Origin of the sequence: Paenibacillus sp. PastM-3 (assembly GCF_029893965.1) — a bacterium.
Classification (GTDB): Bacteria; Bacillota; Bacilli; order Paenibacillales; family Paenibacillaceae; genus Paenibacillus_AQ.
On sequence record NZ_JARXXP010000005.1, the window covers coordinates 182,885 to 207,790 of the forward strand.

Below are 24,906 nucleotides of genomic sequence, written 5' to 3' on the forward strand. Positions count from 1 at the left end.
ATATGTATAAGGACTGGAACCGTCGTCCCTTTTCCCCGAACCAGCGGGTAATTGCCGATTTCATTCAAAAAAATGAGCTGCGCGTCCTCTACATGACCGAGCAGGAAATGGCCGACGAGCTGGGCATCAGCATCGCCTCGGTCTCCCGCTTCTGGAAAGCGGCCGGCTACCGCCACGCCAAGGATTTCAAGAACAGCCTGCGCTTCCGCTTCGAGTCCACCCCGTCCGAAAAAATGCGCGATGCCATGCAGCGGACCGGCGGCAGCTCCCTCCCGCAAATGCTGCTGGATGTAGCCTCGCATCACCTGCAGGAGACGAACCGCTACCTGAACGAAGCCATTCTTGAGCGCGCGGTAGCCGCCCTGTCCGCTGCCCGGCATATTTACATTTACAGCCCCGGCCCGTGCGCCGGTCTCGCCGAGCTGATGATTTACCGGATGGCCCGCTACGGGCTGAACCTGAAAAAGATGGCACCCAGCGGCCATGAGCTGATGGAGTCCCTGATGCATGCCGGCAAAAAGGATGTCGTACTCGTCTTCGGCTTCGTCCAGCTGCTGCCTGAAACGGATGTCATCCTCGACTATGCGCAGGAGGCAGGCTACTTCGTCATCCTGATTACCGACAGGCTGGTCTTTCCCCGTTCGCAGGATGCCGATATTGTGCTGTACGCCGGGCGGGGTGAGGTATGGGAATTTCATTCGATGGTCGGACCCATTTACATTATCGAAAATCTGATCCTCGGCGTCGGCCTGCTGAGCAAGGACCGCAGCTTGAAGAAGCTCGACAAGCTCCAGCAGCTGCGGGCAAGGTACGGGAGCAGGCTGCCGCGGAGCTGATTATGTGCGCAGCAAAAAGACGCCTGGCGTAGGACTTATTGGTCCTGGTGCGGGCGTCTTTTTATGGATCTCATTAATCTAGTTGGATTTTTGCCACTTAATTTCAGTACTTTTCGATATTTACATCATTTAGTTGGAAAAACGTCATCTATATGGAGCCATTTACCGTTCTAAAGGCCATTCGGGCGAAATGAAGTGGTGTTTTTCCAATTAGTTTCCTGATTTCGGAATTTATCAGAGAATTAGGTGGCGAATTTCCACTTAGTATGAATTCAGATCAATAAAGTGCTCCATCAGACAGCTCATTCTGCTTCATTTACACCGCATCCGGCTCCGCCGTAACAATACTAGGCAGCGTCTCTATCGCTACATTTCCCGCCACGGCCCGCGAGATCATACAAGACTGCTCGGCCTTATGCGCCAGCCGTTCTGTTTTCGCAAGCTCAGCCTCAGTCACATCTGCTCTGAGCACAATACGCGGCTTATGCACAATCCGTTCGTACGTAAACACATTATTCGTCACATCCACGGTCGCCTCGGACTCCAGCGTCAGCTCCTGAGGTGTAATATCGGAACGCTCCAGCATCGCTGCCAGTGTAATCAGATAACAGGTAGCCGCTGCCCCCAGCAGCATTTCATCAGGATTGGTCCCCGTTCCCGGCCCGCCCATCTCCTGGGGAATCGATATGACTGTTTTCAGCCCGCCTGCGTCAATATGCCCCTCACTGTTACGTCCGCCGTTCCAAACCGCTTTTAGATGAAAAGGATGTTTCATGTTCTAGCCTCATTCCTCTCTTTAAAGTTACTGAACCCCCGCTGTACCTAACGTAGACTCAATAGCGCTTTTATAGTTTGTCCATTCAAAATAAAAAGGGCCAGATCATACTTTATAAGCTTCTGGTACAGGGGATGTCCGTCAATAATCAGATCAGCAAACTTAGTATTTTTATTCCCGTCCTGCGCAGGATCGGATTCATCGAACCGGGTTCCGGGTCTGGTCTCCAAGTAATTTATTGTGTTCATTGATTCTCCTTACAGGTGGAATAATGAAGCAAAGGCTAAGCCGTATTATACCATGGCAAACCAGCATCTCAATATTTTAGACTATCTTCGTTTTTCCATTCTCCATATATTTACATCTTTTGTTACATATGCTATATTTTCTATGAAAGCGCCATCATGAATCAGTAGACTATAAGTTATTCATCCTATTTCATTATGGAAAGGAAGATGACGATGAAAGATTTAGTCAAAAAAGCAGGCGCAATGGTGCTCGTAATTACTCTGCTGCTTGGAATGGTGAGGCTTGCCCCCGCTCATGCAGAAGCCCCGCTGTACACGATTGAAAGTGAAAATGCCCAGCTCAGCTCCGACCTCCAGGTAGTTACGCAGATTTACGGAACACCCAAGCCTGGCTACTCCGGAAGCGGCTTTGTCTGGATGCAGAACTCCGGCACATTAACCTTCTCAGTCACTGTCCCGGAAACCGGCATGTATTCGGTCAGTACCCGGTATATGCAGGAGCTTAGCGCTGACGGCAGGCAGCAGTCTTTAACCGTAAACGGCGTTACCAAAGGCACGTATATGCTGCCCTACACAACCACCTGGAAGGATTTCGATTTCGGCTTCCACAAGCTGAACCAGGGCGTCAACACCCTCCAGATCAAGGCAGGCTGGGGCTTCGCCTATTTCGATACCTTCACTGTCGATTATGCTGATCTCGATCCTCTGAATGTGCAGCCGGTCCTCACCGATCCCCAGGCCACCCCGGAAACACAGCTGCTGATGAACTATTTAACAGAGGTTTACGGCAATCATATCATCTCCGGCCAGCAGGAGATTTACGGCGGCGGGAATGACGGTAATGCCGAGCTTGAGTTCGACTGGATTCACAATCTGACCGGCAAATATCCGGCGATCCGCGGCTTTGACTTCATGAACTATAATCCGCTGTATGGCTGGGAGGACGGAACAACGAGCCGGATGATCGACTGGGTCAATAACCGCGGAGGGATCGCAACCGCCTCCTGGCATATCAATGTGCCCCGTGACTTTACCACCTATCAGGCCGGCGAATTCGTAGACTGGAAGAAAGCCACCTACAAGCCGACAGAAACCAATTTTAATACGGCCAATGCAGTCATTCCCGGTACCAAAGAATATCAGTATGTGATGACGGCTATCGATGATCTGGCGGAGCAGCTGCTGATTCTGCAGGATAACAACGTTCCAGTCCTGTTCCGTCCTTACCATGAGGCAGAGGGTAACGCGGGCTGAACGGGGAAGGCGCCTGGTTCTGGTGGGCATCGGCCGGGGCTGAGGTCTACAAGCAGCTATGGGATCAGCTCTATACCAGACTCACAGAAACGTATGGCCTGCACAACCTGATCTGGACCTACAACAGCTATGTATACAGCACTTCTCCGGCATGGTATCCGGGCAAGACCCAGGTCGATCTGGTCGGTTACGATAAATACAATACAATCTACAACCGCTATGACGGATTGTCCGGCGTGCCTAATGAGGATGCGATTACTTCGATTTTTTATCAGCTGGTGGACTTAACCGGCGGTACCAAAATGGTAGCGATGACGGAAAACGACACCATCCCGAGCGTAAAGAACCTGACAGAGGAGAAATCCGGCTGGCTCTACTTCCTGCCTTGGTACGGCGAACATCTTATGAGCTCTGCTTTTAATTATCCGGCGACCCTGACAACGCTCTACCAGAGCAATTATGTCATTACCCTGGATGAGCTGCCTGACCTGAGTGTGAATAACCCCATTCCAAATGCGTCTATCACACCGGCAAACGTCGAATTTGACAAAAATACGCCTAATCAGAGTGACAAAGCTATAACCGTAATTCCTAACGGCAATACGCTAACCGCTCTCCGGGCAGGCACTACCGCCTTGACTGCAGCTCTGGATTACACCCTGAACGGAAATACGCTGACTCTGAAAAAAGCGTACCTTGCCCAGCTGCCGGTCGGCGAGCATTCCATCGTGCTGGACTTCAATCAGGGACAAGACCCTGTTATTGAAGGTTAAAATCATTGATACAACACCGGGGCCGGGGCCGGACGCTTCAATTGCGCCGGTAACTTCAGCCTTTGACAAAGCGGCAGCCCTGCAGCAGGACATCTCCGTAGCTCTCTCCTTGAACGGACATCAGCTGACAAGTGTGACCAAAGGAACTGCCGCGCTTGCCTCCGGCCAGGATTATACGGCAACAAGCACTGCTGTTGTTCTGAAAAAATCGTATCTTGCTACTCTGCCGGTCGGCCAGCATGTGATAACCTTTCATTTTAACGCGGGGAATAATGCCGTTCTTACTGTAAATGTGACGGACAGCAGTGTTACCGTACCGGCAGGAAACCTGACGATCCAGGCCTTTAACGGCAACACCAGTGCCTCCAGCAGCGGCATATCGCCAAAATTCAAAGTAACCAACAACGGAACCTCGGCGATCCAGCTTAGCGACGTCAAGCTCCGGTATTACTACACCATCGACGGGGATAAAGCGCAGAGCTTCTGGAGCGACTGGGCCAGTGTCGGAAGCGCAAATGTCACCGCCAATTTTGCGAAGCTGGAAACCCCGGTAACCGGAGCGGACTATGCGCTGGAGATCGGCTTTACTAGTGCAGCGGGAATCCTTAATCCCGGCCAGAGCGCAGAAATCCAGACCCGCTTCTCCAAATCCGACTGGTCCAATTACAATCAGGCTGACGATTACTCCTTCAAGGCCTCCGGCACCCAGTTCGCCAACCATGATAAAGTCACCGGTTATGTGAGCGGCCAGCTGGTGTGGGGAATTGAGCCTTAAGCAGGTAAAAAAATGGACCAGGGGATTTCCCCTGGTCCACTCTTCACTTTGTACTTAAAAACGTATTAGTGATTTCCCCTCACAACCTGGATGTTATTAATAAACCCGTCCTCAGGCGTAAATAGTGCAGTAAAAGTATTATTTTGCACATTATATTCATGTAAACCACGCTTGTTTTTAACAATCGCTATCGCATATATTTTATTTCCGTCACTTGAGTAATTAGCTTCCCCTCTTTGCAGCCGTGCAGTCCCCCATTTGGTCTCATTCATTGTTTTCATAGCAATATCATAATCAACAACTGTAGAAGGGTCTTGGCCCTTATTGTACTCCTTGTCACAAAACGCATAAATATGCCCATCTGTATTCATTAGCATACGAATCCAGTAATTTTTACTAAATAGCTTAGTTTTCTCTTTCAAGTCATAGTCTGTTTCATAGACCGTATAAGTTGGCATTTTAAAATTGTTCTGGCCCGCTGGTCCATCCTGATGGGTCTGACTATAATTTCTTTGTTCTAACGAATAGGCAGAGACATAGATTTTCTGCTTCGAATGATCCAGGGTTATTGCCTCCACAAGCATATCCTCGTCTCCCCAAAGCGTCATCACATTGGTATTAAGATCAATAGCTCCTAATCGGATAGCCTGCTCTCCTTTCACATTAGCCACAAAGAACAGCTGGTTTCCCGAAGGGATAATGTAGTTAACTGCAAATAAGCTTTCCGTTAATTGAATGCTTGTTCCCTCCGCTAAATCTCTAACAAATATCTGGTCACCATAGTCTTTTTCAGTATCTACCCTTTGGGTGTAATACACTCTTTCATTAGACTTATCATAAAAGCCCAACGGATATTGAGCTGTGTAGTCAAATTCAAATACCTTTTTCATTACTTTAGTATCCGGTTCATAGCTTAAAATTTGAGTCTTGATGGCTCCGTTATCATCTGTTGTGGCGTACTGTGAATATGACATTGTTATGTAATCTGCTATACGGGGCGCTGTTGTTGATTCAACCAGTGGGCTGAGACCCGGTGTGCTTGTAACTGTTACTGAAGCTTCCTTGGACTCGCAAGAAATTAGTATCATTGATATCCATATAAAACAAAATAAAAGCTTTACTCCTTTTTTCAAATTGTCTTCCTCCTTCATATCCGTTTCTATAATTAACTATGCCTATGGGATAAAACCATAGGCATAGGCCAGACATTTTAAAACTGATAATAATATCTACCTGAAAATGATAGGGTATCACTGTAAGTATAACCAAACTGAACATTATTCCAGCCCCAGAAATAGTTATCAAGTACAGCATCAGGAAGTGAGCCTATATCGTTTTTATATACCGTTTTAACAATATTAGTATCTAGTGCTCTAGCAGTGATTGGGGTTCCATGGACAGCATTATCAATCTGCCTTTTGGTTGCTACATCTCCTGCTCCCAATACTTTGTTACTTGATCCCACTGTTCCAGATCCCCCTACACCAGCACGAAAAACAGTAAATCTTCCTTCGCCCGTTACTGCACCTGCTGAAATAATTACTTTTTGTCCTGAACCGTATGTGTATGTCCCGGCTGGCAATCGTCCTGGATAAGGAACTGTCGACGTTGGGATGTCAGCTGCTACAATAGCTTGTTTCGAACCAATATTCTCATCTTGATAAATACGGTTGATATGTCCATCAGATCCATAAATAACTACAGTTCCAGGGGATGGTTCAGGAAGATCATACCCTAGGTCAGTCACTGGCAGATTCTTAACAGATTCCGCCACTGTTTTGAAAAACTCATCTTCAGCTGCTCTTCCTTCAATATCAGGAACTTCTGCTTGTAAAAGATTCGGCTTACTTTTATTAGTAGCATGATCTACTGCACTTGTATCATATGTTATAGTAGGCTCTTGCTCGACATCATAGGTCAATATTGCTCCAGGTTCTAAAGAAGTTGGTATTTGAAATTTTATTGTCTCCAAATCAATTTTTGGCACACCTGAGGTAGAAATTCCAGTGGCATTCACCGTTACAACATTAGATGATAGTAAAATGAACGCTGATAGGCCCACAGTAATGCACTTCATACTTTTTCCTGCTTTCATTCTAATCTCCTCCTTGGTATTGGTAATTAACCAACCGCAAATAGTAATACATACGTTCAACTCTAACATCTGCTATGACGAATGATGTATAAACACCCCCTTCAATGTCCAATATTGGTATTATATAGTATTTTGATGTAAAAAAATGTTGCAAATATATTACTTTTTCCCATAATATTAATTTATTAGATTTTTTTTTTTACAAATAATAAAAATAGTATTAATACCTCGCCATATTTACTATGCTTCTTTAAGTGACATATGATAAATATTTTTGATGCAAGTACATTTTTATGACCATCCCTAATCTCTTATTTATCCAATTTTGCTATCTCAACCATACGCTTCCCCGTGTCTTATAGGCATATGCTTACAAAAAAGCCCCCGCCAAAATCAGCAGAAGCTTTCCCCTCTTATTATTCATCTTGTAAACCCTACACAGCCTACCGGTTCAAAATCACATTCACTTCCTCAGCCAGCTTATCCAGGCTCTCCTGAATGTTCAGGTTCTCCAGCCAGATCTCGTTGATCCGGCCGCCCATCAGGTCCTCGATCTCGTGGTATGCACCGGTCATTGGACGCATTTGGCTGAATTCGAGCTGGTCGGAAGCTACCTGGTAGCCGGGGAATGCCGCGATTGTTTCTTTCATCAGGTCCGTGTCCAGTGAAGACAGGCGGGTCGGCAGGTAGCCGGTATTGGCAGAAGCGTAAGCAGCCTGCTCTGTATCGGACAGCCATTTCATGAATTCGAAGGCAGCCGCTTTTTCCTGATCCGATCCGGTATTAGCCAGGTACGTATTGGAGCCGCCCACCGGCACGCCCCGTGTTCCATCTTCTCCTGTAGGAATCATCGACACACCCAGCTCAATTCCGCTCTGCTGCGCCATCCCCGCAAACGTTTTGTAGCCGCCGATACTGGCGAAGATCAGCGCAGTACTTGGCTTGGCAATCGCGGCATAAAAGGCATCCGAGTCAGTTACGCCCAGCACCTTGACCAGTCCTTTGGACTCCAGATCCTCAATGAAGGTAATCAGTTTAACCGCACCCTCGCTGTTGATATTCGATTCTGTTTCTTCTTTATTAACAACCGTAGTATCGGAGTAGGAATGCAGCAGCGCCTCCATTACCCAAAAATCATAGTTGAACAGGTACATCGGCGGTTCGCCGGTAGCATCATGTGCTGCCTGCAGATATGCTTCCAGCTCGGCAAAGGTAGCAGGGCCGTTCGCATCCAAGCCCGCTTTTGCCGCCAGCGTCTTGTTCACATACATCACCGGCACACTTCTCATATGCGGAAAAGCGTACAGGTCCTCACCGACGTACAGGTTACCGAGATCCCCGATCTGAAAATCTGACCGGTCAAAATCCGTAGCCTTAATATAAGGCTCCAGGTTCACAATAATATCATTGTCGGCAAAACCCTTGGTCATCGCCACTTCGTCCACAAACACATTCGGCAGCGTACCGGCGATGGCTGCGGCATTCACCTTCTGCTGCATTTCCCAATAGTCGCCCTGATACTCGGCATTAACGTGGATGTTCAGCTCAGCGCCCTTGGTTTCATTGAACTGGTCCACCAGCGCCTGGTTCACCTCTTCGACAGCGGAGGTCCAGAATTGCAGCTGGATGGTTTCATCCCCCTTCTCATACGGTGCCGCCGACACTTCAGCATCTGTCTGTGCACAACCAGCCAACCCCATTGTTACAGGAACTGTCATCATTAGGGGCAGAACTTTCTTTTTCCACATACTCATTGTCCACTTCTCCTCCTAGAATCTTCTCTAATGTGTACTGCTGAAGCTATGGATCAGCACGGGAGCCTGCGGACGCTGCCGCTACTTCACTCCCATGTAAGTAAACGCCTTGATAATCTGCTTGCGAGCCACCACAAATACAAGCAGAATCGGCACAATCAGCATCATATTACCGGCCATCACAATCTGCGGGCTTAAGCCCTCAATATCCTGCAGCCTCTGAATCCCGAGCGGCAACGTCCGGACAGCATCTGTCGTCGTCCACACCAGCGGAAAAAAGTAACTGTTCCACGTCCCGATAAACGTCAGCAGCGCAAGCGTGGACAGGGTTGGAATCGCGGCGGGCATCATGATGGTGTAGATGATTTTGAATTCTCCGGCATTATCGAGCCGCGCCGCTTCAAGCTGGGAGTCAGGAACCTGCATGAACGTCTGCCGCAGCATGAAGATAGCCGTACCGCTGGCGATAAAAGGGACAATCAGCGACACATAAGTATTCAGCAGCCCGGACTTCGCAAACATAACGAAGATTGGCAGAAAGATCAGCTGTCCGGGGATCATCATCGTCGCCAGCACAGTGCCGAACAGCCCATTTTTCCCCTTAAAATCATATCTCGCAAACGCATAAGCCGCCGGAACAACCACCAGCACCTGACCAATCAGCGTTCCCAGCGTAATAATCAGGGAGTTCCGCGTATAATGCAGGAAATCAATCCGGGTAAAAGCATCCTTAAAATTCTGCCACTGTAGCGACTGGACCCAGAATTTCGGCGGCATCGCCAGGACTTCGCCCAGTGTTTTGAAGGCGGTCAGGATCATCCAGTAGAACGGCGTCAGGAAGATGACGATCAGCAGCACCGAGATGAGAGTTCGCAGCACTAGCCCGGGCGCTCTTATCAATGTTTTCACAAGTCTGCTCCTTTACCGGTAATGGACCCGTCTGTTCAGGGCCTTGAAGTAGAAAATCGTAATCAGCCCCACAATCGCCATCAGCACCACCGCCATCGCCGCCGCATAACCGACCCGGTAGTACTCAAAGCTCTGCTTGTAGATACTGAAGATCAGCGTGTTCGTAGCATTTGCCGGTCCTCCCTGGGTCATGATGTTAATCGTCTCGAATACCTGGAAGGAGCCGATGATGTTCATCAGGATCAGAAAGAACAGGGTCGGGGAGATCATTTTGAGCGTGATCTGGAAAAAGACCGACTGCTTCGATGCATTATCCAGTGCCGCAGCCTCATACAGATGAGCGGGGATTGAGCCGAGAGCCGAGGTGATAATCAGCGCATTGAAGCCGACCGACTTCCAGACCGACACGAGCACCAGTGAAAATAACGCCACCTGCTTATCCGTCAGCCAGCCCACCGGCCCGGCCCCGATCAGAGAGAGCAGATAGTTGAACAGCCCGGTATCGGTATTCATCAGCCACATCCAGATCAGCGAGACTGAGATTAGGGAGATGATGTTCGGCGTGAAGCTCAGCGTCTGGATGAAGCGGTTGATGAAGGTGTTTTTCTGCAAAAAGAGGGCTAACAGCATCGCCAGCACCATCACCAGCGTCACATCCATCACCATATAGAGCAGCGTGTTACTCAGGGTACCGAGAAAATCGCGGCCCTTGAACAGCTCGATATAATTATCCAGTCCGGCGAACTTCATCGGCCCGCGCATGTTCCAGGTGAAGAAGCTCAGGTATACGTTATAAAGAATCGGATAGATGTAAAAAATCGTCAGAATCAGCACCGCCGGCGCAACCAGCAGATAAGGCAGCAGCCTCATGCTTTTGCTACGGCTCTTCATGCTGTGCTCCCGATGGACGATACAGTCACGCCTGCTCTGCTGCCGTCTGCCGGAATCCGCTGCTCCTGTGCGTCGAAAAAGAATAAATGCTCCTTGTTTACATACAGCTTAACCGGCTCCAGGCTGCGCTCGGGACTATCGAAGCATTTGACGGCTACGTTCTGCCCGCTTGAAAGCACCGCTTTGTAAATCACTTCTGAGCCAAGCAGCTCGCGGCTGCTGAGGATGGCATCCAGCTCAAGCATCTGCTCACCCGCAAGTCCCGGCTCGGGCACAAATTTTGCTTTTTCCGGCCGGAATCCGAAGAATTTCGCCCCGTTCGGTGCTTCGCTAAGGCTGCCGCCTGACCGGGCAAGCTCCAGAATGTTCATCGGCGGCGTGCCGATAAAATGGCTGGTGAACATATTGCGCGGCTCATTGTAGATCCCGTGCGGCGAATCCTCCTGCATAATCCGCCCGCCGTCCATCAGCACAATCTGTGTGCCCATGCTCATTGCTTCCACCTGATCATGCGTAACATAGATGAAGGTCGCGCCCAACTTCATATGCAGCTCAATCAGCTCGATGCGCATCTGCTGGCGGAGCTTGGCATCGAGGTTCGACAACGGCTCATCCATGAGGAAGACCGCCGGTTTCTTGACCATCGCCCGGGCCAGCGCGACCCGCTGCCGCTCCCCGCCGGAGAGAAACTCCGGCTTTTTGTGCAGATGCTTCGTTAAGCCCACTGTCTCGGCAATTTCAGTGATCAGGCGCTTCCGCTCGGCTTTGGGTACCTTGTTATTTTTCAGTCCGTATTCGATGTTCTTCTCCACCGTCATTGTGGGATACAGCGCATAATTCTGAAAGACCATCGCCAGATTCCGTTTGCCCGGCTCCACCTGATTCATGCTCTTGCCGCCGATGGAGATCAGGCCGCCCGTCTGCTCCTCCAGCCCGGCAATCATCCGCAGCGTCGTCGATTTACCGCAGCCTGACGGCCCGACCAGCACGGTGAAGCTTCCGCTCTCAATCGTCAGATTGAGTCCTTCTATGATGCTTTTATCGCCGTAGGCTTTGCTTACGTTCTCCAGTACAATGCTGCTCATGTTTTCCTCCTTTGGCGGGGTTAGTATGCATTATTAACATTTGGGCTTCGCCGTGACTCCAGAGAATGTTTGGACTTCCGGCTGCTGCCCTTCTGCAGATTTCTTGGATTGTACCGCTGTTCGCGGTTGAAATCCGCAGACAAAGGCGGACGCTCCGCTCCTCCAGTTCCAAAATTCCCCTCCGCCACTTTCCCTTATTGTTAGAATTCAGTCCAAACTATACCGTCACCGTCTGCAGCGCTGCCACACCCACATCCGGCCGGTTGGTCATAATCCGTGTCACGCCAAGCTGCTGCAGCCGCAGGATCTCCGCTTCATCATCCACCGTCCACGGATTCACCTCATACCTGTTGTTCTTGGCTATTTCCATGAACGCTGCGTCCACGCCAAGATAATACGGATGCAGCACATCTGCCCGGCAGCTGGCCGCATATTGATCCAGCCGGTAATAGCTTTCCATAAAAGCAATCGCTGTCCGCAGCTCCGGATATTCGCGCTTCAGCCAGGCCATTGCGTTATGGTTAATCGAAGAGATTAGCGTCTGCTCCTGATAGCCGCTGGCTTTTACCAGCTCTGCCGTGCGGACATTCACTTCTCCGTAAGGGTTCGCGTAATCCTTTGTCTCAATGTTGATGTACAGCTGATGCTCCTTGGCGAACTGCATGACTTCCTTAAGCTCGGGAATCCGGCTGCCCTCGGTGCTGTACTCACCGTGGAAGGTGTAAGAGAAATCGTATTGCCGCAGCTCCGCCAGCGTCATGTCGTTGACCCGACCTTTGCCGTCCGAGGTACGGTCGATCGTGTGGTCATGAATGACAGCCAGCTTGCCGTCCCGGGTCAATTGCACATCCAGTTCAATCCCTTGTGCCCCCATACGGCGGGCCAGTTCAAAGGAAGCCATCGTGTTCTCCGGGGCATAGGCGCTTGCTCCGCGGTGGGCCAAAATGGTTGTCTTGTTCATCCTGCTAACCTCTCAGCCCGATGCAGACATCCGGCCGGTCCGTAATAATCGCATCCACTCCGGCGGCCAGCATCCAGCCGATATGCTCCGGCTCATTCACCGTCCAGGCATTAACCTGCACCCCGGCGGCGCGGGCCTCATCTACAGCCTCACGGTTCACTCCGAAGAACACCGGATGCAGCGCATCAGCCCTGGTCAGCCGGGCATATTCAGCACCCTGATACAGTCCGGCAATGTACAGCAGCCCTGTTTTCATCTCAGGATACTCATTCTTCAGCTTTACCATTGAATAATGATTGAACGAGGAGAAAATCACCTGATCCGTCAGCCCGTATTCCCGCACCAGCTCAGCAGCCGCGCCGGGAAGTCCGGCGTACAACTCCATTTTGGACAGGATGTCCTTGACCTCAATGTTCAGGTACAGACCGTGCTCCTTCACCAGTCCCAGCACCTCCCGGAGCGTTGGGATCCGTGCGGTTGTATATTGTTCTGCGAACCCTTTATTGAAGTTGAAGGCTTTAAGCTCCTCCAGCGTGTAGGAGGTAATATCACCCTGTCCATCAGAGGTCCGGTCAATGCTGTCATCATGAATGACGACGATTTCCCCGTCTTTGCTGAGGTTAATATCAATTTCAAAACCGTCTGCCCCCTGCTCAACCGCCAGCCGGAAGGCTTCCATCGTATTCTCAGGAGCATAAGCGCTCGCTCCGCGGTGGGCCAAAACTTTGCAGTTATTCATAATCTGTTCAACCTCCTCGTGAATGGGTCTATATAAAACATCATTAAGAGACTAGCAAAACGGCTCTTGTTCCCGCTTTAGGATTAGCGGCAGGCAGCGGTGGATCTCCCCTGCTAAAGCGCCATCCTCAGTCAGTCGGTTCAGAGTCAAATCGGTTTAAGTGTACTTTGTACAATTAAAACAGCAGAAATTAATCATTATTAGAGAATAACTGTATTCCGTGCATCTATTCTCCTTAAAAAGGCCTGTTCCGGGCGTTTTCGGAAAATATAAATGTATAGAGTGCAGTTAAAACCTGCAGCGGAGCTATTTAGCCAGGTTTAGTTGCAGAAAGTACAGTTATTTCAGCCCGGCGCATTCATTATGCCGTTCCATTGCCTACGAACAGGACAAGTGCATCTCCGAGAAGAAGAAAGGGCGGGCACTGCCGCCTTTATTTGCTTTCTCAGGATCTTCTCACTGTGGAAGCGATAGATCGTCTTCTCATCAGGTTATACATTTAGTTGGTTGCTAGATAGCTTGTTCTTTCAGGTATGATCCCTGGCAAAACAATATCGGCCAGCGTGTCCAGCACATAATGCGGCTGAATCTGCATCTGCTCAATATCCGTGAGGGAGCTTACTCCCGTAAGCACCAGTGCAGTATGCATGCCGCTGCCGGTGCCCATCAGAATATCTGTCTCCAGCCGGTCGCCGACCATCAGGCACCGCTCCGGGGCAAGCCCCAGCTTGTGCAGTGCTTCCCGGGCGTAGTACAGTGACGGCTTGCCCATCACCAGCTCGGATGGTTTCCCCGCTGCGATCTCCAGCGCCTTGACGATGGCCCAGGTATCAGGGATATATCCGCCCGGCACCGGGCAGACCGGATCGGGATTCACAGCCACCAGCTTTGCCCCCGATCTTGCCGCCGTCATTCCGAGCCGCAGCTTCTCGTAAGTGAAGCTCCGGTCCATGCCGATCAGCACATGGGTTGCCGCTGCCGGTTCGTCCGTAACAGCCACGCCGCACAGCTCCATCTGCCTGCGCATCACCTCTTCACCGACCAGGTACAGCCTCGCCTCCGGCTCCTGCCTGGCAAAATACATTCCGCTGACATACAGCGCAGTCAAGATCTCCTCTTCCCGGCAGCTGAGGCCCATTGCGGCCAACCGGTTCAGGCAATCCAGCGGGGTGTGCACCGCACTGTTGGTGAGAAAAAGAATTTTTTTGCCGCGCCTGCGCAGCTCTGTCACTGCCTGCTCCACTCCCGGAAGCAGCTGGTCGCCAATGAACACAGTTCCATCCAGATCAAAGCAATAGGCTTCATACGAAGCGATGTCCATCTGCGGCCACCTCATTTCTCTCATGTTGCCGGAACAACCGGAATTTTGCGCACAAAAAAACCAGCTCCAGAAAGGAGGCCCTCCTCTACGCGTATAGGCATACGTTAGATCGGAACACCAATTTCTGACCGCTGGGTTTTCTCATCGTCTCCACCCCGGGGTGCTGTATGTAGTTTCGGTTGTTTCCATAATGACGCGTCGCCGATGGATACATAGTCTGCGCCGCTTTCTAGTGCACTGCAAATTTCTTCCTCGTGCCGGATCAATCCGCCGACAATTAACGGCTGCTTGATACGCTGCTTCATCTCCCTGATAATCCTCGGCATAAGACCAGGCATCAGCTCAACTTCATCAGGATTGCTAGACTTAATCATGCGCAGCGCCGTTTCTATTGCCGCCGAGTCGATCGCGAACACCCGCTGGATACTGGCGAGCCCGTGCTGTCTGGCTGTGGCGATGGCGTTGCTTTTGGTAGTAATAATCCCGTCCACCTTAAAGGCTTCAGCCAGGTACTGGATCGCCGCCGCATCCCGCCCGATTCCGCCGACCATTTCGACGTGTACAAAAATCTGCTTACCCGCTTCCTGCAAAGGCCGTACAATCTGTCCCAGATTGTTTATGTTGCCGGTCATCAGGTTCACCCTTTTTACCGGACAGCTTATGGCCTGCCTGATCTGCGATTCTTCTGTAATGGAAGCAATGATGGGGTTATGCTTCATGCCGAGGCACACTCCCTTTCGCTTATCGCCTGGTCACCGGCTTGTATGGCTTCCGGCCCTGAAACCAATGTTACAGCTCTTTTGTTGGCCCCGTATTCGGGCTATGTAAAAGTTAGTGTTAACGGGGAAGCAGTCATTTTTCCTTCTTTTAACCAAATGATCGAGAACCTGTCTGCATTCCCGCACATAAAAAGGACACCACCGCAGTGATGTCCCTCTACAAACCTTATGCTGTTACAGCTCCAGACTCTCTCCATATTCAAGCGCTATACCGGCAATACCTGCCTTGTTAAGGGAGTCAACAAAGCTGGCCACATCCTGGCGGATCGGCGGGAAAGTGTTGTAATGCACCGGCAGCACCTGCTTGGCGTTCAGCCATTTGGCGGCAATCAGCGCATGCTCCGGTCCCATCGTGAAATGCCCGCCCATCGGAAGAATCGCCAGGTCGATGTTATATAGCTCGCCGAACATTTTCATATCGCTGAACAGCCCGGTGTCGCCGGCATGCAGTACGGTTTTACCTTCTGCTTCAATAATGAAGCCTGCAGGCATCCCGCCGTAAACAATCCGCTGCTCATCGTCCAGCGTAATGCCGCTGGTGTGGAAAGCGTGAATCATCGTTGCTTTGGCAAACCCAAGGTCTACCGTCCCGCCGATATTCATTCCGATTGTCTGCTCTACACCCTTCCACCCGATATACGTAGCCAGCTCCACAGTCGCGACCACTGGCGCATTGTTGGCGATGGCAATCGGAGCAGCATCCAGAATATGATCCGCATGTGCATGGGTCAGCAGCACCGCATCTGTCTTAATATCCTCAGGCTTCGTCACCGCAGCCGGATTACCGCTAATAAATGGATCGATAATCAGCGACTTGCCGCCTACCTCAAGCTGTACACAGGAATGGCCGTGAAAAATAATCTTCATCTCTTATCTCTCCTCTTCTTCTATTAAAATAATGGACCTGCCGTGCAAAACCATACCGTTTACGTTACAATGACAAATGAGCATGGACGAACTTCGCTACAAAAGTTGCGGTTTCCTTTTCCCGCTGCTCAATATATCTATTTTTATAACGAACGTCTATATTTATAATATATTCATTATTACTACCTGTCAAGAGAGGCGTGAGAACGTGCTGTCTGTCGAAAAAACGATGCTCTTCCTGCTGTCCCGCGTGGACCGGATGGGCGCCCAGCAATTTGTCGAAATCTATGAACAAAGAGGCTACACCTCTACCTATATCCGCAACAGCCTGTCCCGCCTGAAAAAAGAGGGCTACATCGCCTCTCCGGTCCGTTCCCAGTACTGCATCACCTCTGCCGGCCGCGCCTACATCAAGTCCATTAACAGCAAACCGGCCCGTTATGAGCAGCAGTGGGATCATACCTGGGATGTGGTCATGCTCGAAGTGCCGGAACAGGAGCGCAAGAAACGGGATGCTTTTCGCACCTCTATTCTGCAGCTTGGTTATGGGCTTCTATATAACAGTGTCTACATCTCCCCCTGGAATTACCGCCGGGAAGTGACGGACTATGTTGAGAGCCTGCAGCTCACCGGCAATGTCTCCATTCTGCGCGGCGAGTTTGCGGAAGGAACCATTACTCCGGCCAAGGCCTGGGACATCTGGCAGCTGGACAAGCTCGAAGCACTTTACTTAGACAAAAGCGCCTGGATTTCCCGGGAGTTTGTCCCGCTTGCAGATGAGGCCATCCGCAATGGTAAGGCACTGCCGCTGTTCCTGCTGTTCCTGCAGATCGGCGAAGAAATGAGCGGCCTGATCATGGCCGATCCTTCCCTGCCGGATGAGCTGCTGCCGGCCGGCTGGCCCGGCAAAGCCGTTATCGCCGAGCTTCAGGCTGAGTGGCGCAGGCTGGCTGCGGCGATTCCGCGGGATTCCTTTTACGCTCAGTTTACCTGAGTTAGCAGGCTCGGTGAGAAACCAAGGGAAAAAGGGGCAGCCCCATTGCGGGCTGTCCCTTTTTGTTTATTTTATACCTGCCGGCCGGTGGCCAGCAGCTCTTTGACTGCATCAAGACTGGTAAGCGGGGCCCGGCAGGCAAAATTGCGGCATTCGTAGGCCGTAGCCTGCCCGTCCACTGCCGGCTTATCCTGTAGATGAGGCAGAAGCGTGTGCAAGTCTTCACCGTCACTGCCTGCATAGTTGACGATCAGCGAGGCATCCGGCAGGTAAGTCTGCTGGACCTGGGCCAGCATGCTGTGCAGCACAGGGTCCTCCAGCTTGCCGGACAGCACCCATTCGCGTCCGCCGGACAGCAGCGCCAGATGTGCCTGCAGGTACATCGAATAACCCGGCGGATATTCCCCCGCCGCAGAAGCCAGTACCGCTGCCGTCCGCTCGGCTATCGCCTTCAGCTCCACATCCTGTGTAATTACAGACAGCTTGTAGAGCTGCTTGGCTGCTACCGAGTTGCCGGACGGCAGCGCCCCGTCATATAGCTCCTTGGAGCGGATCGGCAGCTCTTCCCCGTCTACGCCGGTGAAGAAAAAGCCGCCGCCTTCCTCGTCGCTGAACAATGCAAGCAAACCATCCTTCAGCTGCAGCGCCCGGTCCAGATGGACCACTTGGCCTGTTGCCTCATACAGCTCAGTTAGGCCCCAGATCAGGAAAGCATAGTCGTCCACATAGGCCGGAATCGCCGCTTCCCCGTCACGGTAGCGGGCCAGCAGGCGGCCATCCTCACGCCGGCGCAGCTGCTCCCAGATGAAATCTGCCGCAGCAGACGCAGCCTTGGCATACTCCGGCTTTTGCAGTGCCTTCGCACCCTTTGCCAGCGCCGCGATCATCAAGCCGTTCCAGGCTGTGAGCACCTTATCATCCTTCAGCGGATGAATCCGCTCCTCCCGGTAAGCGAACAGCTTCTCACGCCACTCCCCGGTCCGCGTCTTCATGCCAAGCGGATTCATGCCCAACCGTTCAGCCATGTCCTCCGGCAGACCCTGCAGCAGGTTCGGAATATTCGCACCCTCGAAGTTTCCCTCAGGTGTAATACCGTACACATGGCAGTAGGAGTGCATATCCTCCAGATCCAGCGCTTCCGCCAGCTCATCCCGGGTGAAGACATAGAACTTGCCTTCTACACCTTCGGAATCAGCATCCTCAGCCGAGTAAAACGCCCCTTCAGGCGAAGTCATATCACGCTGCACATACGTAAAGATCTGCTCGGCAATCTCCGCATACAGCGGCTTCCCGGTAATCTGGAAAGCCTCGAGATAAGCGATAGCCAGCAGCGCGTTATCGTAGAGCATTTTCTCAAAATGCGGTACCAGCCACTCCCGGTCTGTCGAGTAGCGGGAGAATCCGAAGCCGATATGATCGTAAATCCCGCCGCGGTACATACTGTCCAGCGTCTTCTCCACCATCCGCAGCGCTTCCGGCTGCTGGTAAGTCTGGCTGTACGCCAGCAGAAACGACAGGTTATGCGGCGTCGGGAACTTCGGCGCATTGCCGAACCCGCCATACTCCTCGTCGAACTGGCGCTGGTACAGCTGGAACGCTTCATGCAGCAGTTCTTCGCCGGGCAGCGCTCTGCTATCCCCGCCTGCCTGCTGGGCATTCTTGCGGTCCAGCTCCTGCAAGCTTGCGAGCAGATCATCGCCGAGCTGGTCCAGCGCATCGCCGTCCTGCTCCCACTTCGTATGGATCTGCTCCAGTATATCCATCAGCCCGATCCGCCCCAGCATCCGCCGTTTCGGGAAATACGTCCCTGCATAAAACGGCTTCTTGTACGGCGTCAGCAGCACTGTTAGCGGCCACCCTCCGCTCCCGGTCAGCGCCTGACACACCGACATATACAGCCCGTCAATATCCGGCCGCTCCTCGCGGTCAACTTTGATGGCTACGAAGTTATCGTTGAGAAGCTTGGCGACGTCGTAGTCCTCGAAGGATTCTCTTTCCATTACATGACACCAATGGCATGTGCTATAGCCGACTGAAAGGAAGATCGGCTTGTTCTCCGCCTGCGCCTTGGCAAAAGCCTCCTCGCCCCATGGATACCAATCCACGGGGTTGTGGGCGTGTTGTAACAAATACGGGGACTTTTCATTTATTAGTCGATTAGGCTGTTTGTCTTCTTTGATCTCCACTTATGTAGCCTCCTTATACGGAATGTGCCTTTGTTAGTATTACCCATTGAATGGCAAAAAGACACTAGCATGGGTTAGTGCCTCGGTTCGCTTATGTTCGAGTCAAACAACGGTGTACTAACCTCTAAGCCTTGTTACCACAACTAACAGTACAATAATTCCGAGCAAAATCAGCCAGCTTACTGGGTAACCGAAATTTAATCCCCAGCCGACTCCGAACCTCTTCTCGACGATTAGGTTTGGATCCTTACGATTGAAATAAATCATACCTAACTTTATCATCATCATGGACAGGTCTGACAATGGAGTAATCGGCAGATCGCTCCAAGCGGCTTCCGCCCTGACCAGCCCAAAACAGGATAACTAACTAATAAGAAGCTTGCTGTAATCATAAAACATGACCAAGTACGGTGGAAAGTTACGTCTTGTCTAATGGAACGGTTCGGATCAGTGGGTTGAGCCTGCTGCTTTACTCTGCGAATACTCCCATTCTCAAATGTGAACAAAAGTGTTATAAACACTTGTATTATCGTAGTCATAAACACAGAACTATAAGATTTATCTGCATAGCGGTCAACGTTCCAACTGCTGTTGTAAAGGATGTAGCATCTAGTCCATTAAAGCCATAACTTTTTCGGATTGTATTGTTGCGCCTAAACAATAGAAAAAGGAGCCCTTTTACAGGCTCCCCCTTCGACGGTGTTTGATCGTTCGAGTATCTTTAAAAGTCACACTTCACATCATTAGAAATACTTGGGCACCGCTTGTTCACTTTCCGTTTTAAAGGAATGCTACTAGGCATGTGTGTTCAGAGATGCTCTGCGACACAACCCCTCGCTTTCAGTTGACTTAGTGATTAGTTAAATTCCTCTTGTAGCCCTAGCACCGAATGGTCCAACGGAACCACACCTCTCTTCACACCGTCAAAAATATCTTGCACAGATTTCAAGCTTCTTATACATCGTATGCTCAAACAATTTTAAAGGTGGGGGAAGGCCTCAATTAATCAAAGTTCTCTTCCAGAGTTGTCTAATTAATCACATTCAGACTTCACCTGAGAATGCAGGAACCGCATCAGCTCACCTGTTGCAATGAGAGCCGTATGGCTTCAAGAATGATTGGAGTGCCTGCCAGTATCGTATCTCCAGCAGCTTGAATCACCAATGAGTTACTCTTTACTGTATACAACCTGCCCTCCTGCAAGACACCATTAATATATAAATTAAGGATGCTATTCGTATCTGTTCCAGTAAATTGACTGATATTGGCGCCATTGTCATTCGTGAATTGGGCTGCCGGAATAGTGATAGAGCTTGTAATATTGGATGGTGCAAAATAAAAATATCTGAAAACTGCAGGGATGACAGCTATATTGGCAATGTCAACGGGCGGGCCCGTCAGTCCTTGTGGGCCTTGCGGTCCAGCGGGGCCTTGCGGTCCGGCGGGGCCCTGAGCTCCCGCTGCACCTTGAACACCTGCCAAACCCTGAGGACCTAAGAATCCTGGAGGTCCTGGAGGTCCTGGGGGACCTGCACTTCCGTGAGCCCCCGCACTTCCAGGAGCGCCATCCGTGCCTTGGTTCCTTGTCACACGTTGTGATCCGCCATCGCCCTTAAGGCATCTTAATTCACTCTGAAGCTGCTCCCATTGGGCTTCTGTAATGCACTGTACTCGTTGCTTTTTATACACCACACGTAATTTTGGGGTGCCTTTTGCTTTTCTGCATTTACGTTTTGGCTTCAATGATGGATTGCTTTCAGCTTTTAATACACAGTTCTTTCCTGTTCTCCGTCTTGACCGCTCCGTCTGCAAGACCGGTTGTCCCTTACCTGCATACCGTATTTTCTTTATTATTCTGACTTTGCATTTTTTATTTATTAGACAGCTTGAATTTTGAATGAGTGTCAAGCTGATTACCTCCTCCTACACACAGTTTCATTATTTTACACTGGATATCTGTAGCTGATTGGACCAATGGTACTGTTCACATAAATTCAACGAAACAAATTTTCCAACAAAGAGATGATCATTTTGCCGTGGCACTAGTTTTTAACATTCATATCGTATATAGAATCTTCAAAAGGGAGGTGAAAAAGATGCCCCTTATAAAACCTGTTTTTACAGCCACTTCGACAACTCCTGTTGCAACAGGAGGTGCAATTGGTACTGTTGTAACTCCAGCAGCAACCCGGTTCTTCGCTACAGTAGCAGCCGGTGATGTTGGCCCAGTCGTTACAACCATAACTGCTGCCAGTTTTGTTGATGACGCTAATGCTCCTGTAGTGGATCTCCCCACTTTGACATCCAATGAGTATTTCAACGTGTACGTCAATGGGGTGCTACAACAAAAATCTCTGTCAACCGTTTCTCCAGCAAGTTTGGTACTCGATACAAATGCTATTGCTGTTGGGGTACCAGTAAGCCTTGAAGTAGCCAGCTTTGCCAATGTCGCATCAAGCATCACAACACAGCCTACAATTTCCACACCAGTTATTACTATTGTTACGTAGTACGTTGGGTTCTTGGAGGTTGTATCACAACCGCTCGGAGATATTCAAGCGTGGTCTGGACTACGTGCACTGCAGTTCAGGCCATGCGCGCTCCGTGGCTGTCTATACTCCCATTAAAAAAAGTGAACTTCCATGCCTGTTCAATTACCCTTTCAAGCTTCAAGGTTTTCAAGACTTTGTATGTCGCTTCGGCCACGGCATTGTCATAGGGACAAGCCTTCTTCCTGAGGGAGCGTCCGATTTCAAAGGTAAGCAAAAGCTCGTCCATCGTTTCATTTTTAAACTCATTGCCACGGTCCGTGTGAAACCACTCGATTTGGCTCAGATCGCCTTTACCGTAGCAAAGACGCGGGAAACCAAAGCCGCATCCTTGTTTGGCCCTGTGCTGTGTCCCACAGTTTCTCGATTGAACAGGTCGATGAGCACGCAAATAAAGTGCCATTTGTTCTGAACCTTTACACTTCTGCTTTTGCTTTTATAAAAGCTTTATCATTCCAAGCATAATTTGTTTGATTAAGTCCATCTTAAAATAAAAACACCTCACAAAAATTAATGAGGTTTAGGTTTTCAGAATGTTATTTACACTTCTAATATGTGGACTTATTCCACAGAATGTTTCCCATTCAAATTAAGCCACTCTATAATATAATCAAATCTTTCTTTCGTCAGTCCATGACCACCTTGATATCTCTTGTGGTACAGGTTATGTAAAGCTTTCAGTTCCAAATAGGTTGGACTGGCTTTTTCAACAATATATGAAGCATCTCTTGAATATTTATCGTCATCCGCAGAAACAATAAGCAGTCGTCTTGGTGCAATACAAGATACTAAATCATATATATCGTATTTACTGTGGAAGTTCGGAATTACGCTCGCCATTTCAATCCCGACATTGTTTAGCATGCGATTTGCATAAGTACAAGCACTGCCGCTGGCACAGCTAAAGGCTATTCGTTCATCTAACGCAGAATGAAATAGAACAGTATTACCACCATATGAATGTCCAAGTGTGCCAATACATTGATTGTCAACAAAAGGAAGATTAGCAAGCAACGTTATTCCATTCATGGCATCAGCGATCACTTTTTTCATCAAAGAATCGCCTTTTATTATCCGATAGCACATTTCATTATAATGCTGCCAAAAGTCACTGTCGTCTGGGAGAGGTCCAATACCGTGTGCATTTTTACGTCTCTCCTCAAAGCATATGGAGTCAGGAGCTAACACAACAAATCCCTTTTTGACCAATTCAGGTCCGAAAGCTTGCAACGGATTTCCTGCTAAACCGCAAACCTCGCTCTTCCCTAAATGATGCTCCCTATTGTGCTGGTGATTGATCAGAATCGCTGGGTTTTTATCAAGGAGTTCCGGAAGCAAAAGAAAAGCAATGACTTTGTCACCGTAAGAATCATATTCAATTAACTGTCTTGTATATCCTTCCTCATTTGTGGAGTTTAGCAGTCGATACTCAATATGAGGTGTGGCATTAGGAGATATAATTCCAATTGCTTCTGCTATCTCATTTCTTGCATTTACTATAGTACTCACCTCCCTTTAAATGACTCTCTGCAAGCTCCCATATCTGATTAGCCGTATTAAAACATTCCTCATACCCAAATGGCTCACCAAAACTGGAAGAAAATATATCTTGTATTCTTCTTGCTAATTCTTCGACTGTAGTAGCATCTGTTAGTGAAAGGGCGACTTCTTCAATTTCTGAATCAAACTCATCAACAGGTGCATGTGGTAATAAACCGAAAGGATTCCATTCATGAATTACTTGTCTAACAATTTTTTTCATATTTATTCGCCTCCTATTATTTGGTAATCAATTCTTTATTCAGTTAACCCATTAAGACAGATATCCGTATAAAGTCCACATTCAGTAAATCCTTATAAAATAAATATAATTGCAATCATCATATACGAATACCGGATATTCTTTTTCAACATTATGTATACAAGGCCGTATAGAATCGACATAAAGAAAGCATAAACACCTGTTAAACTTCCCTGAAGCAAAATGTGTATGAGTCTCCATGTGAGCGCAAGAAAAATCCCTCCATAGGGCAGACCGCCTCTTTTTAAGAGCGTTTCACCAAACTTTTGTCCAAAAGCAATTGTTAGCAGAATCAAGGCAGCTTCAAACTAGTAATAAACATTTTGAAAAATGAATTCAACGATCCCATTGTATTCTTGAATCGATTTAAAGCCGCCCATACAATAGTTGTAACTGTAAGGGCTATAATAGAAACTAGAACTGCGATTAATCATCCCTAGGAGTCTGCGTTTCGTTTAGCTTCATAATGTCAAAGGTGTACTTCTTCCTTGAAAGCCTGATCAGAAATAGTGCCATACTCCCCCACAAAATACATGTAAGCACCCAATGTATACAATGATAGATAACGGTTTATTCAGACTATCCCACCCCAAATATTACAGGCAAAAGCATTGACAGGACAACTTCAAGACCGAACCCTGCAAAAGCATACAAGCCTAACGCCAGATAATCGCTTGCTCCAATTTTCTTTTCTTCCATAAGCTGAACCCTCCATCTAACATAAATTTCCTACTCTTTATATCATACTCCGAGTTCGACGGTAAAAGTATTTTTCTTCCATATGGAAATAGTTAGCCATGCTCTTTTGTGTTTCTTTTATCTGTTTCCATCCCGAAATAAATAATGCTCCCACCAATTTCATTGGCAGGAGCATCTGTATTAATTGATCATTGATCTAGGTAAGAACATCATATAAATGTCAAATCGATTAAAGCCACACTACGAATAGCCCAACAGATAAGAAGACATATTTTTCTCCCTCCTAGCTTTATCAAAAGCTTCTTCTCACCAAGTCTTTGCTATATAAGTTGAATTAAAGAATTTCCATTATCTTATTTGACTCCATACGCACACAGAGACGGTCGATTATTACTTGAGGATTCTTCATAATTGACTCCATAAATGAACGAACATTGTTCCGGATTTCTGCCACCGTGTGATAAAAGACATTATTAATGACATCGCCTTTGAGCCATTTCCAGAGCCCTTCTACAATGTTGAGCTGCGGGCTGTAAGGTGGAAGAAATACGAATGTGAGTCGTTTGTTTTCATTCAGGAATGGCTCCATATGATAGAAATCCATTTTCTTCTCCT

The 24,906-nt window shown here is 49.1% G+C and carries 23 protein-coding genes and 2 pseudogenes; 6 read left to right on the top strand and 19 right to left on the bottom strand.

The annotated features are described in order from the left end of the window. The first annotated feature begins 2 nt into the window (after positions 1-2). On the top strand, positions 3-836 hold the full coding sequence (locus M2108_RS11195; protein WP_277469421.1) for a MurR/RpiR family transcriptional regulator: 834 nt from the start codon (positions 3-5) through the stop codon (positions 834-836). Positions 837-1,152: 316 nt separating this feature from the next. Here M2108_RS11195 and M2108_RS11200 read toward each other — a convergent pair whose 3' ends face one another. Beyond that, a complete protein-coding gene (locus M2108_RS11200) occupies positions 1,153-1,611 on the bottom strand; it encodes an OsmC family protein (RefSeq protein ID WP_277469422.1) in 459 nt (152 codons plus the stop codon). 461 nt (positions 1,612-2,072) lie between these two features. Here M2108_RS11200 and M2108_RS11205 point away from each other — a divergent pair, with 461 nt between their 5' ends. The 3 genes from M2108_RS11205 to M2108_RS11215 are packed head-to-tail and all read left to right on the top strand — an operon-like array spanning position 2,073 to position 4,661. Continuing rightward, a complete protein-coding gene (locus M2108_RS11205; protein ID WP_277469423.1) occupies positions 2,073-3,113 on the top strand; it encodes a glycosyl hydrolase in 1,041 nt (346 codons plus the stop codon). Beyond that, positions 3,110-3,886 (top strand): X2-like carbohydrate binding domain-containing protein, encoded by a 777-nt coding sequence (locus tag M2108_RS11210; RefSeq protein WP_277469512.1) that lies wholly within the window; start codon positions 3,110-3,112, stop codon positions 3,884-3,886. The genes M2108_RS11205 and M2108_RS11210 overlap by 4 nt, the downstream gene beginning before the upstream one ends. Beyond that, a complete protein-coding gene (locus tag M2108_RS11215) occupies positions 3,876-4,661 on the top strand; it encodes a cellulose binding domain-containing protein (RefSeq protein ID WP_277469424.1) in 786 nt (261 codons plus the stop codon). Before M2108_RS11210 ends, M2108_RS11215 begins: the two co-directional genes overlap by 11 nt. A gap of 65 nt (positions 4,662-4,726) precedes the next feature. On the opposite strand, the gene M2108_RS11220 is transcribed toward M2108_RS11215, so the two are convergent. The 11 genes from M2108_RS11220 to M2108_RS11270 all read right to left on the bottom strand — a co-directional run bounded on the left by M2108_RS11220 (position 4,727) and on the right by M2108_RS11270 (position 16,062). Beyond that, positions 4,727-5,794 (bottom strand): TolB-like translocation protein, encoded by a 1,068-nt coding sequence (locus M2108_RS11220; RefSeq protein ID WP_277469425.1) that lies wholly within the window; start codon positions 5,792-5,794, stop codon positions 4,727-4,729. Positions 5,795-5,871: 77 nt separating this feature from the next. Continuing rightward, positions 5,872-6,756, bottom strand: coding sequence for a hypothetical protein (locus M2108_RS11225; protein WP_277469426.1), 885 nt, complete (start codon positions 6,754-6,756; stop codon positions 5,872-5,874). Between the two features lie 443 nt (positions 6,757-7,199). Beyond that, complete coding sequence (locus M2108_RS11230) at positions 7,200-8,510, bottom strand: ABC transporter substrate-binding protein (protein WP_277469427.1); 1,311 nt, start codon at positions 8,508-8,510, stop codon at positions 7,200-7,202. Between the two features lie 81 nt (positions 8,511-8,591). Further along, complete coding sequence (locus M2108_RS11235; RefSeq protein ID WP_277469428.1) at positions 8,592-9,419, bottom strand: carbohydrate ABC transporter permease; 828 nt, start codon at positions 9,417-9,419, stop codon at positions 8,592-8,594. A gap of 12 nt (positions 9,420-9,431) precedes the next feature. Next, positions 9,432-10,310, bottom strand: a complete 879-nt coding sequence (locus M2108_RS11240; protein ID WP_277469429.1) for a carbohydrate ABC transporter permease — start codon at positions 10,308-10,310, stop codon at positions 9,432-9,434. Further along, positions 10,307-11,395 (bottom strand): ABC transporter ATP-binding protein, encoded by a 1,089-nt coding sequence (locus tag M2108_RS11245; protein WP_277469430.1) that lies wholly within the window; start codon positions 11,393-11,395, stop codon positions 10,307-10,309. The genes M2108_RS11240 and M2108_RS11245 overlap by 4 nt, the downstream gene beginning before the upstream one ends. 217 nt (positions 11,396-11,612) lie before the next feature. After that, positions 11,613-12,356 carry a glycerophosphodiester phosphodiesterase gene (locus M2108_RS11250; RefSeq protein WP_277469431.1) on the bottom strand — a complete coding sequence of 248 codons (744 nt, stop codon included), beginning with the start codon at positions 12,354-12,356 and terminating at the stop codon, positions 11,613-11,615. A 4-nt stretch (positions 12,357-12,360) separates the two neighbouring features. Then, complete coding sequence (locus M2108_RS11255; protein ID WP_277469432.1) at positions 12,361-13,095, bottom strand: glycerophosphodiester phosphodiesterase; 735 nt, start codon at positions 13,093-13,095, stop codon at positions 12,361-12,363. A gap of 499 nt (positions 13,096-13,594) precedes the next feature. Next, positions 13,595-14,416 carry an HAD-IIA family hydrolase gene (locus M2108_RS11260; RefSeq protein WP_277469433.1) on the bottom strand — a complete coding sequence of 274 codons (822 nt, stop codon included), beginning with the start codon at positions 14,414-14,416 and terminating at the stop codon, positions 13,595-13,597. Between the two features lie 104 nt (positions 14,417-14,520). After that, positions 14,521-15,135 carry a glycerol-3-phosphate responsive antiterminator gene (locus M2108_RS11265; RefSeq protein WP_277469434.1) on the bottom strand — a complete coding sequence of 205 codons (615 nt, stop codon included), beginning with the start codon at positions 15,133-15,135 and terminating at the stop codon, positions 14,521-14,523. Positions 15,136-15,369: 234 nt separating this feature from the next. Further along, a complete protein-coding gene (locus M2108_RS11270; RefSeq protein ID WP_277469435.1) occupies positions 15,370-16,062 on the bottom strand; it encodes a metal-dependent hydrolase in 693 nt (230 codons plus the stop codon). 208 nt (positions 16,063-16,270) lie between these two features. Between M2108_RS11270 and M2108_RS11275 the strand changes: the two genes are divergently transcribed. After that, entirely contained in the window at positions 16,271-17,056 is a 786-nt protein-coding gene (locus M2108_RS11275; RefSeq protein WP_277469436.1) for a PaaX family transcriptional regulator C-terminal domain-containing protein, read from the top strand. A gap of 71 nt (positions 17,057-17,127) precedes the next feature. On the opposite strand, the gene M2108_RS11280 is transcribed toward M2108_RS11275, so the two are convergent. The 3 genes from M2108_RS11280 to M2108_RS11285 form a co-directional block, all read right to left on the bottom strand. After that, positions 17,128-19,236 (bottom strand): thioredoxin domain-containing protein, encoded by a 2,109-nt coding sequence (locus tag M2108_RS11280; RefSeq protein ID WP_481856898.1) that lies wholly within the window; start codon positions 19,234-19,236, stop codon positions 17,128-17,130. A 123-nt stretch (positions 19,237-19,359) separates the two neighbouring features. After that, positions 19,360-19,530, bottom strand: coding sequence for a DUF5808 domain-containing protein (locus tag M2108_RS31600; protein WP_481856893.1), 171 nt, complete (start codon positions 19,528-19,530; stop codon positions 19,360-19,362). A gap of 786 nt (positions 19,531-20,316) precedes the next feature. Further along, on the bottom strand, positions 20,317-21,150 hold the full coding sequence (locus M2108_RS11285) for a DUF4183 domain-containing protein (RefSeq protein WP_277469438.1): 834 nt from the start codon (positions 21,148-21,150) through the stop codon (positions 20,317-20,319). Between the two features lie 188 nt (positions 21,151-21,338). Here M2108_RS11285 and M2108_RS11290 point away from each other — a divergent pair, with 188 nt between their 5' ends. Continuing rightward, entirely contained in the window at positions 21,339-21,752 is a 414-nt protein-coding gene (locus tag M2108_RS11290; protein ID WP_277469439.1) for a DUF4183 domain-containing protein, read from the top strand. 163 nt (positions 21,753-21,915) lie between these two features. Here the strand turns inward: M2108_RS11290 and M2108_RS11295 are convergent. The 4 genes and pseudogenes from M2108_RS11295 to M2108_RS11310 all read right to left on the bottom strand — a co-directional run. Beyond that, positions 21,916-22,211: pseudogene (locus M2108_RS11295) on the bottom strand (DDE-type integrase/transposase/recombinase); the annotation flags it as partial. Positions 22,212-22,352: 141 nt separating this feature from the next. Continuing rightward, complete coding sequence (locus tag M2108_RS11300) at positions 22,353-23,300, bottom strand: alpha/beta hydrolase family protein (protein ID WP_277469440.1); 948 nt, start codon at positions 23,298-23,300, stop codon at positions 22,353-22,355. Then, the gene (locus tag M2108_RS11305; protein ID WP_277469441.1) at positions 23,272-23,553 is read right to left on the bottom strand and encodes a DUF1871 family protein; all 282 of its coding nucleotides are present in this window, start codon (positions 23,551-23,553) and stop codon (positions 23,272-23,274) included. The genes M2108_RS11300 and M2108_RS11305 overlap by 29 nt, the downstream gene beginning before the upstream one ends. A 1,072-nt stretch (positions 23,554-24,625) precedes the next feature. Further along, positions 24,626-24,880 (bottom strand): annotated as a pseudogene (locus M2108_RS11310) (transposase); the annotation flags it as partial. Between the last annotated feature and the right edge of the window lie 26 nt (positions 24,881-24,906).

Bases quoted from the DNA above. Each gene is read 5' to 3' on its own strand.
- M2108_RS11195 (WP_277469421.1), top strand. From the start codon at position 3: ATGTATAAGGACTGGAACCGTCGTCCCTTTTCCCCGAACCAGCGGGTA.
- M2108_RS11200 (WP_277469422.1), bottom strand. From the start codon at position 1,611: ATGAAACATCCTTTTCATCTAAAAGCGGTTTGGAACGGCGGACGTAAC.
- M2108_RS11205 (WP_277469423.1), top strand. From the start codon at position 2,073: ATGAAAGATTTAGTCAAAAAAGCAGGCGCAATGGTGCTCGTAATTACT.
- M2108_RS11225 (WP_277469426.1), bottom strand. From the start codon at position 6,756: ATGAAAGCAGGAAAAAGTATGAAGTGCATTACTGTGGGCCTATCAGCG.
- M2108_RS11230 (WP_277469427.1), bottom strand. From the start codon at position 8,510: ATGAGTATGTGGAAAAAGAAAGTTCTGCCCCTAATGATGACAGTTCCT.
- M2108_RS11240 (WP_277469429.1), bottom strand. From the start codon at position 10,310: ATGAAGAGCCGTAGCAAAAGCATGAGGCTGCTGCCTTATCTGCTGGTT.
- M2108_RS11245 (WP_277469430.1), bottom strand. From the start codon at position 11,395: ATGAGCAGCATTGTACTGGAGAACGTAAGCAAAGCCTACGGCGATAAA.
- M2108_RS11250 (WP_277469431.1), bottom strand. From the start codon at position 12,356: ATGAACAAGACAACCATTTTGGCCCACCGCGGAGCAAGCGCCTATGCC.
- M2108_RS11255 (WP_277469432.1), bottom strand. From the start codon at position 13,095: ATGAATAACTGCAAAGTTTTGGCCCACCGCGGAGCGAGCGCTTATGCT.
- M2108_RS11260 (WP_277469433.1), bottom strand. From the start codon at position 14,416: ATGGACATCGCTTCGTATGAAGCCTATTGCTTTGATCTGGATGGAACT.
- M2108_RS11265 (WP_277469434.1), bottom strand. From the start codon at position 15,135: ATGAAGCATAACCCCATCATTGCTTCCATTACAGAAGAATCGCAGATC.
- M2108_RS11270 (WP_277469435.1), bottom strand. From the start codon at position 16,062: ATGAAGATTATTTTTCACGGCCATTCCTGTGTACAGCTTGAGGTAGGC.
- M2108_RS31600 (WP_481856893.1), bottom strand. From the start codon at position 19,530: ATGATGATGATAAAGTTAGGTATGATTTATTTCAATCGTAAGGATCCA.
- M2108_RS11290 (WP_277469439.1), top strand. From the start codon at position 21,339: ATGCCCCTTATAAAACCTGTTTTTACAGCCACTTCGACAACTCCTGTT.
- M2108_RS11305 (WP_277469441.1), bottom strand. From the start codon at position 23,553: ATGAAAAAAATTGTTAGACAAGTAATTCATGAATGGAATCCTTTCGGT.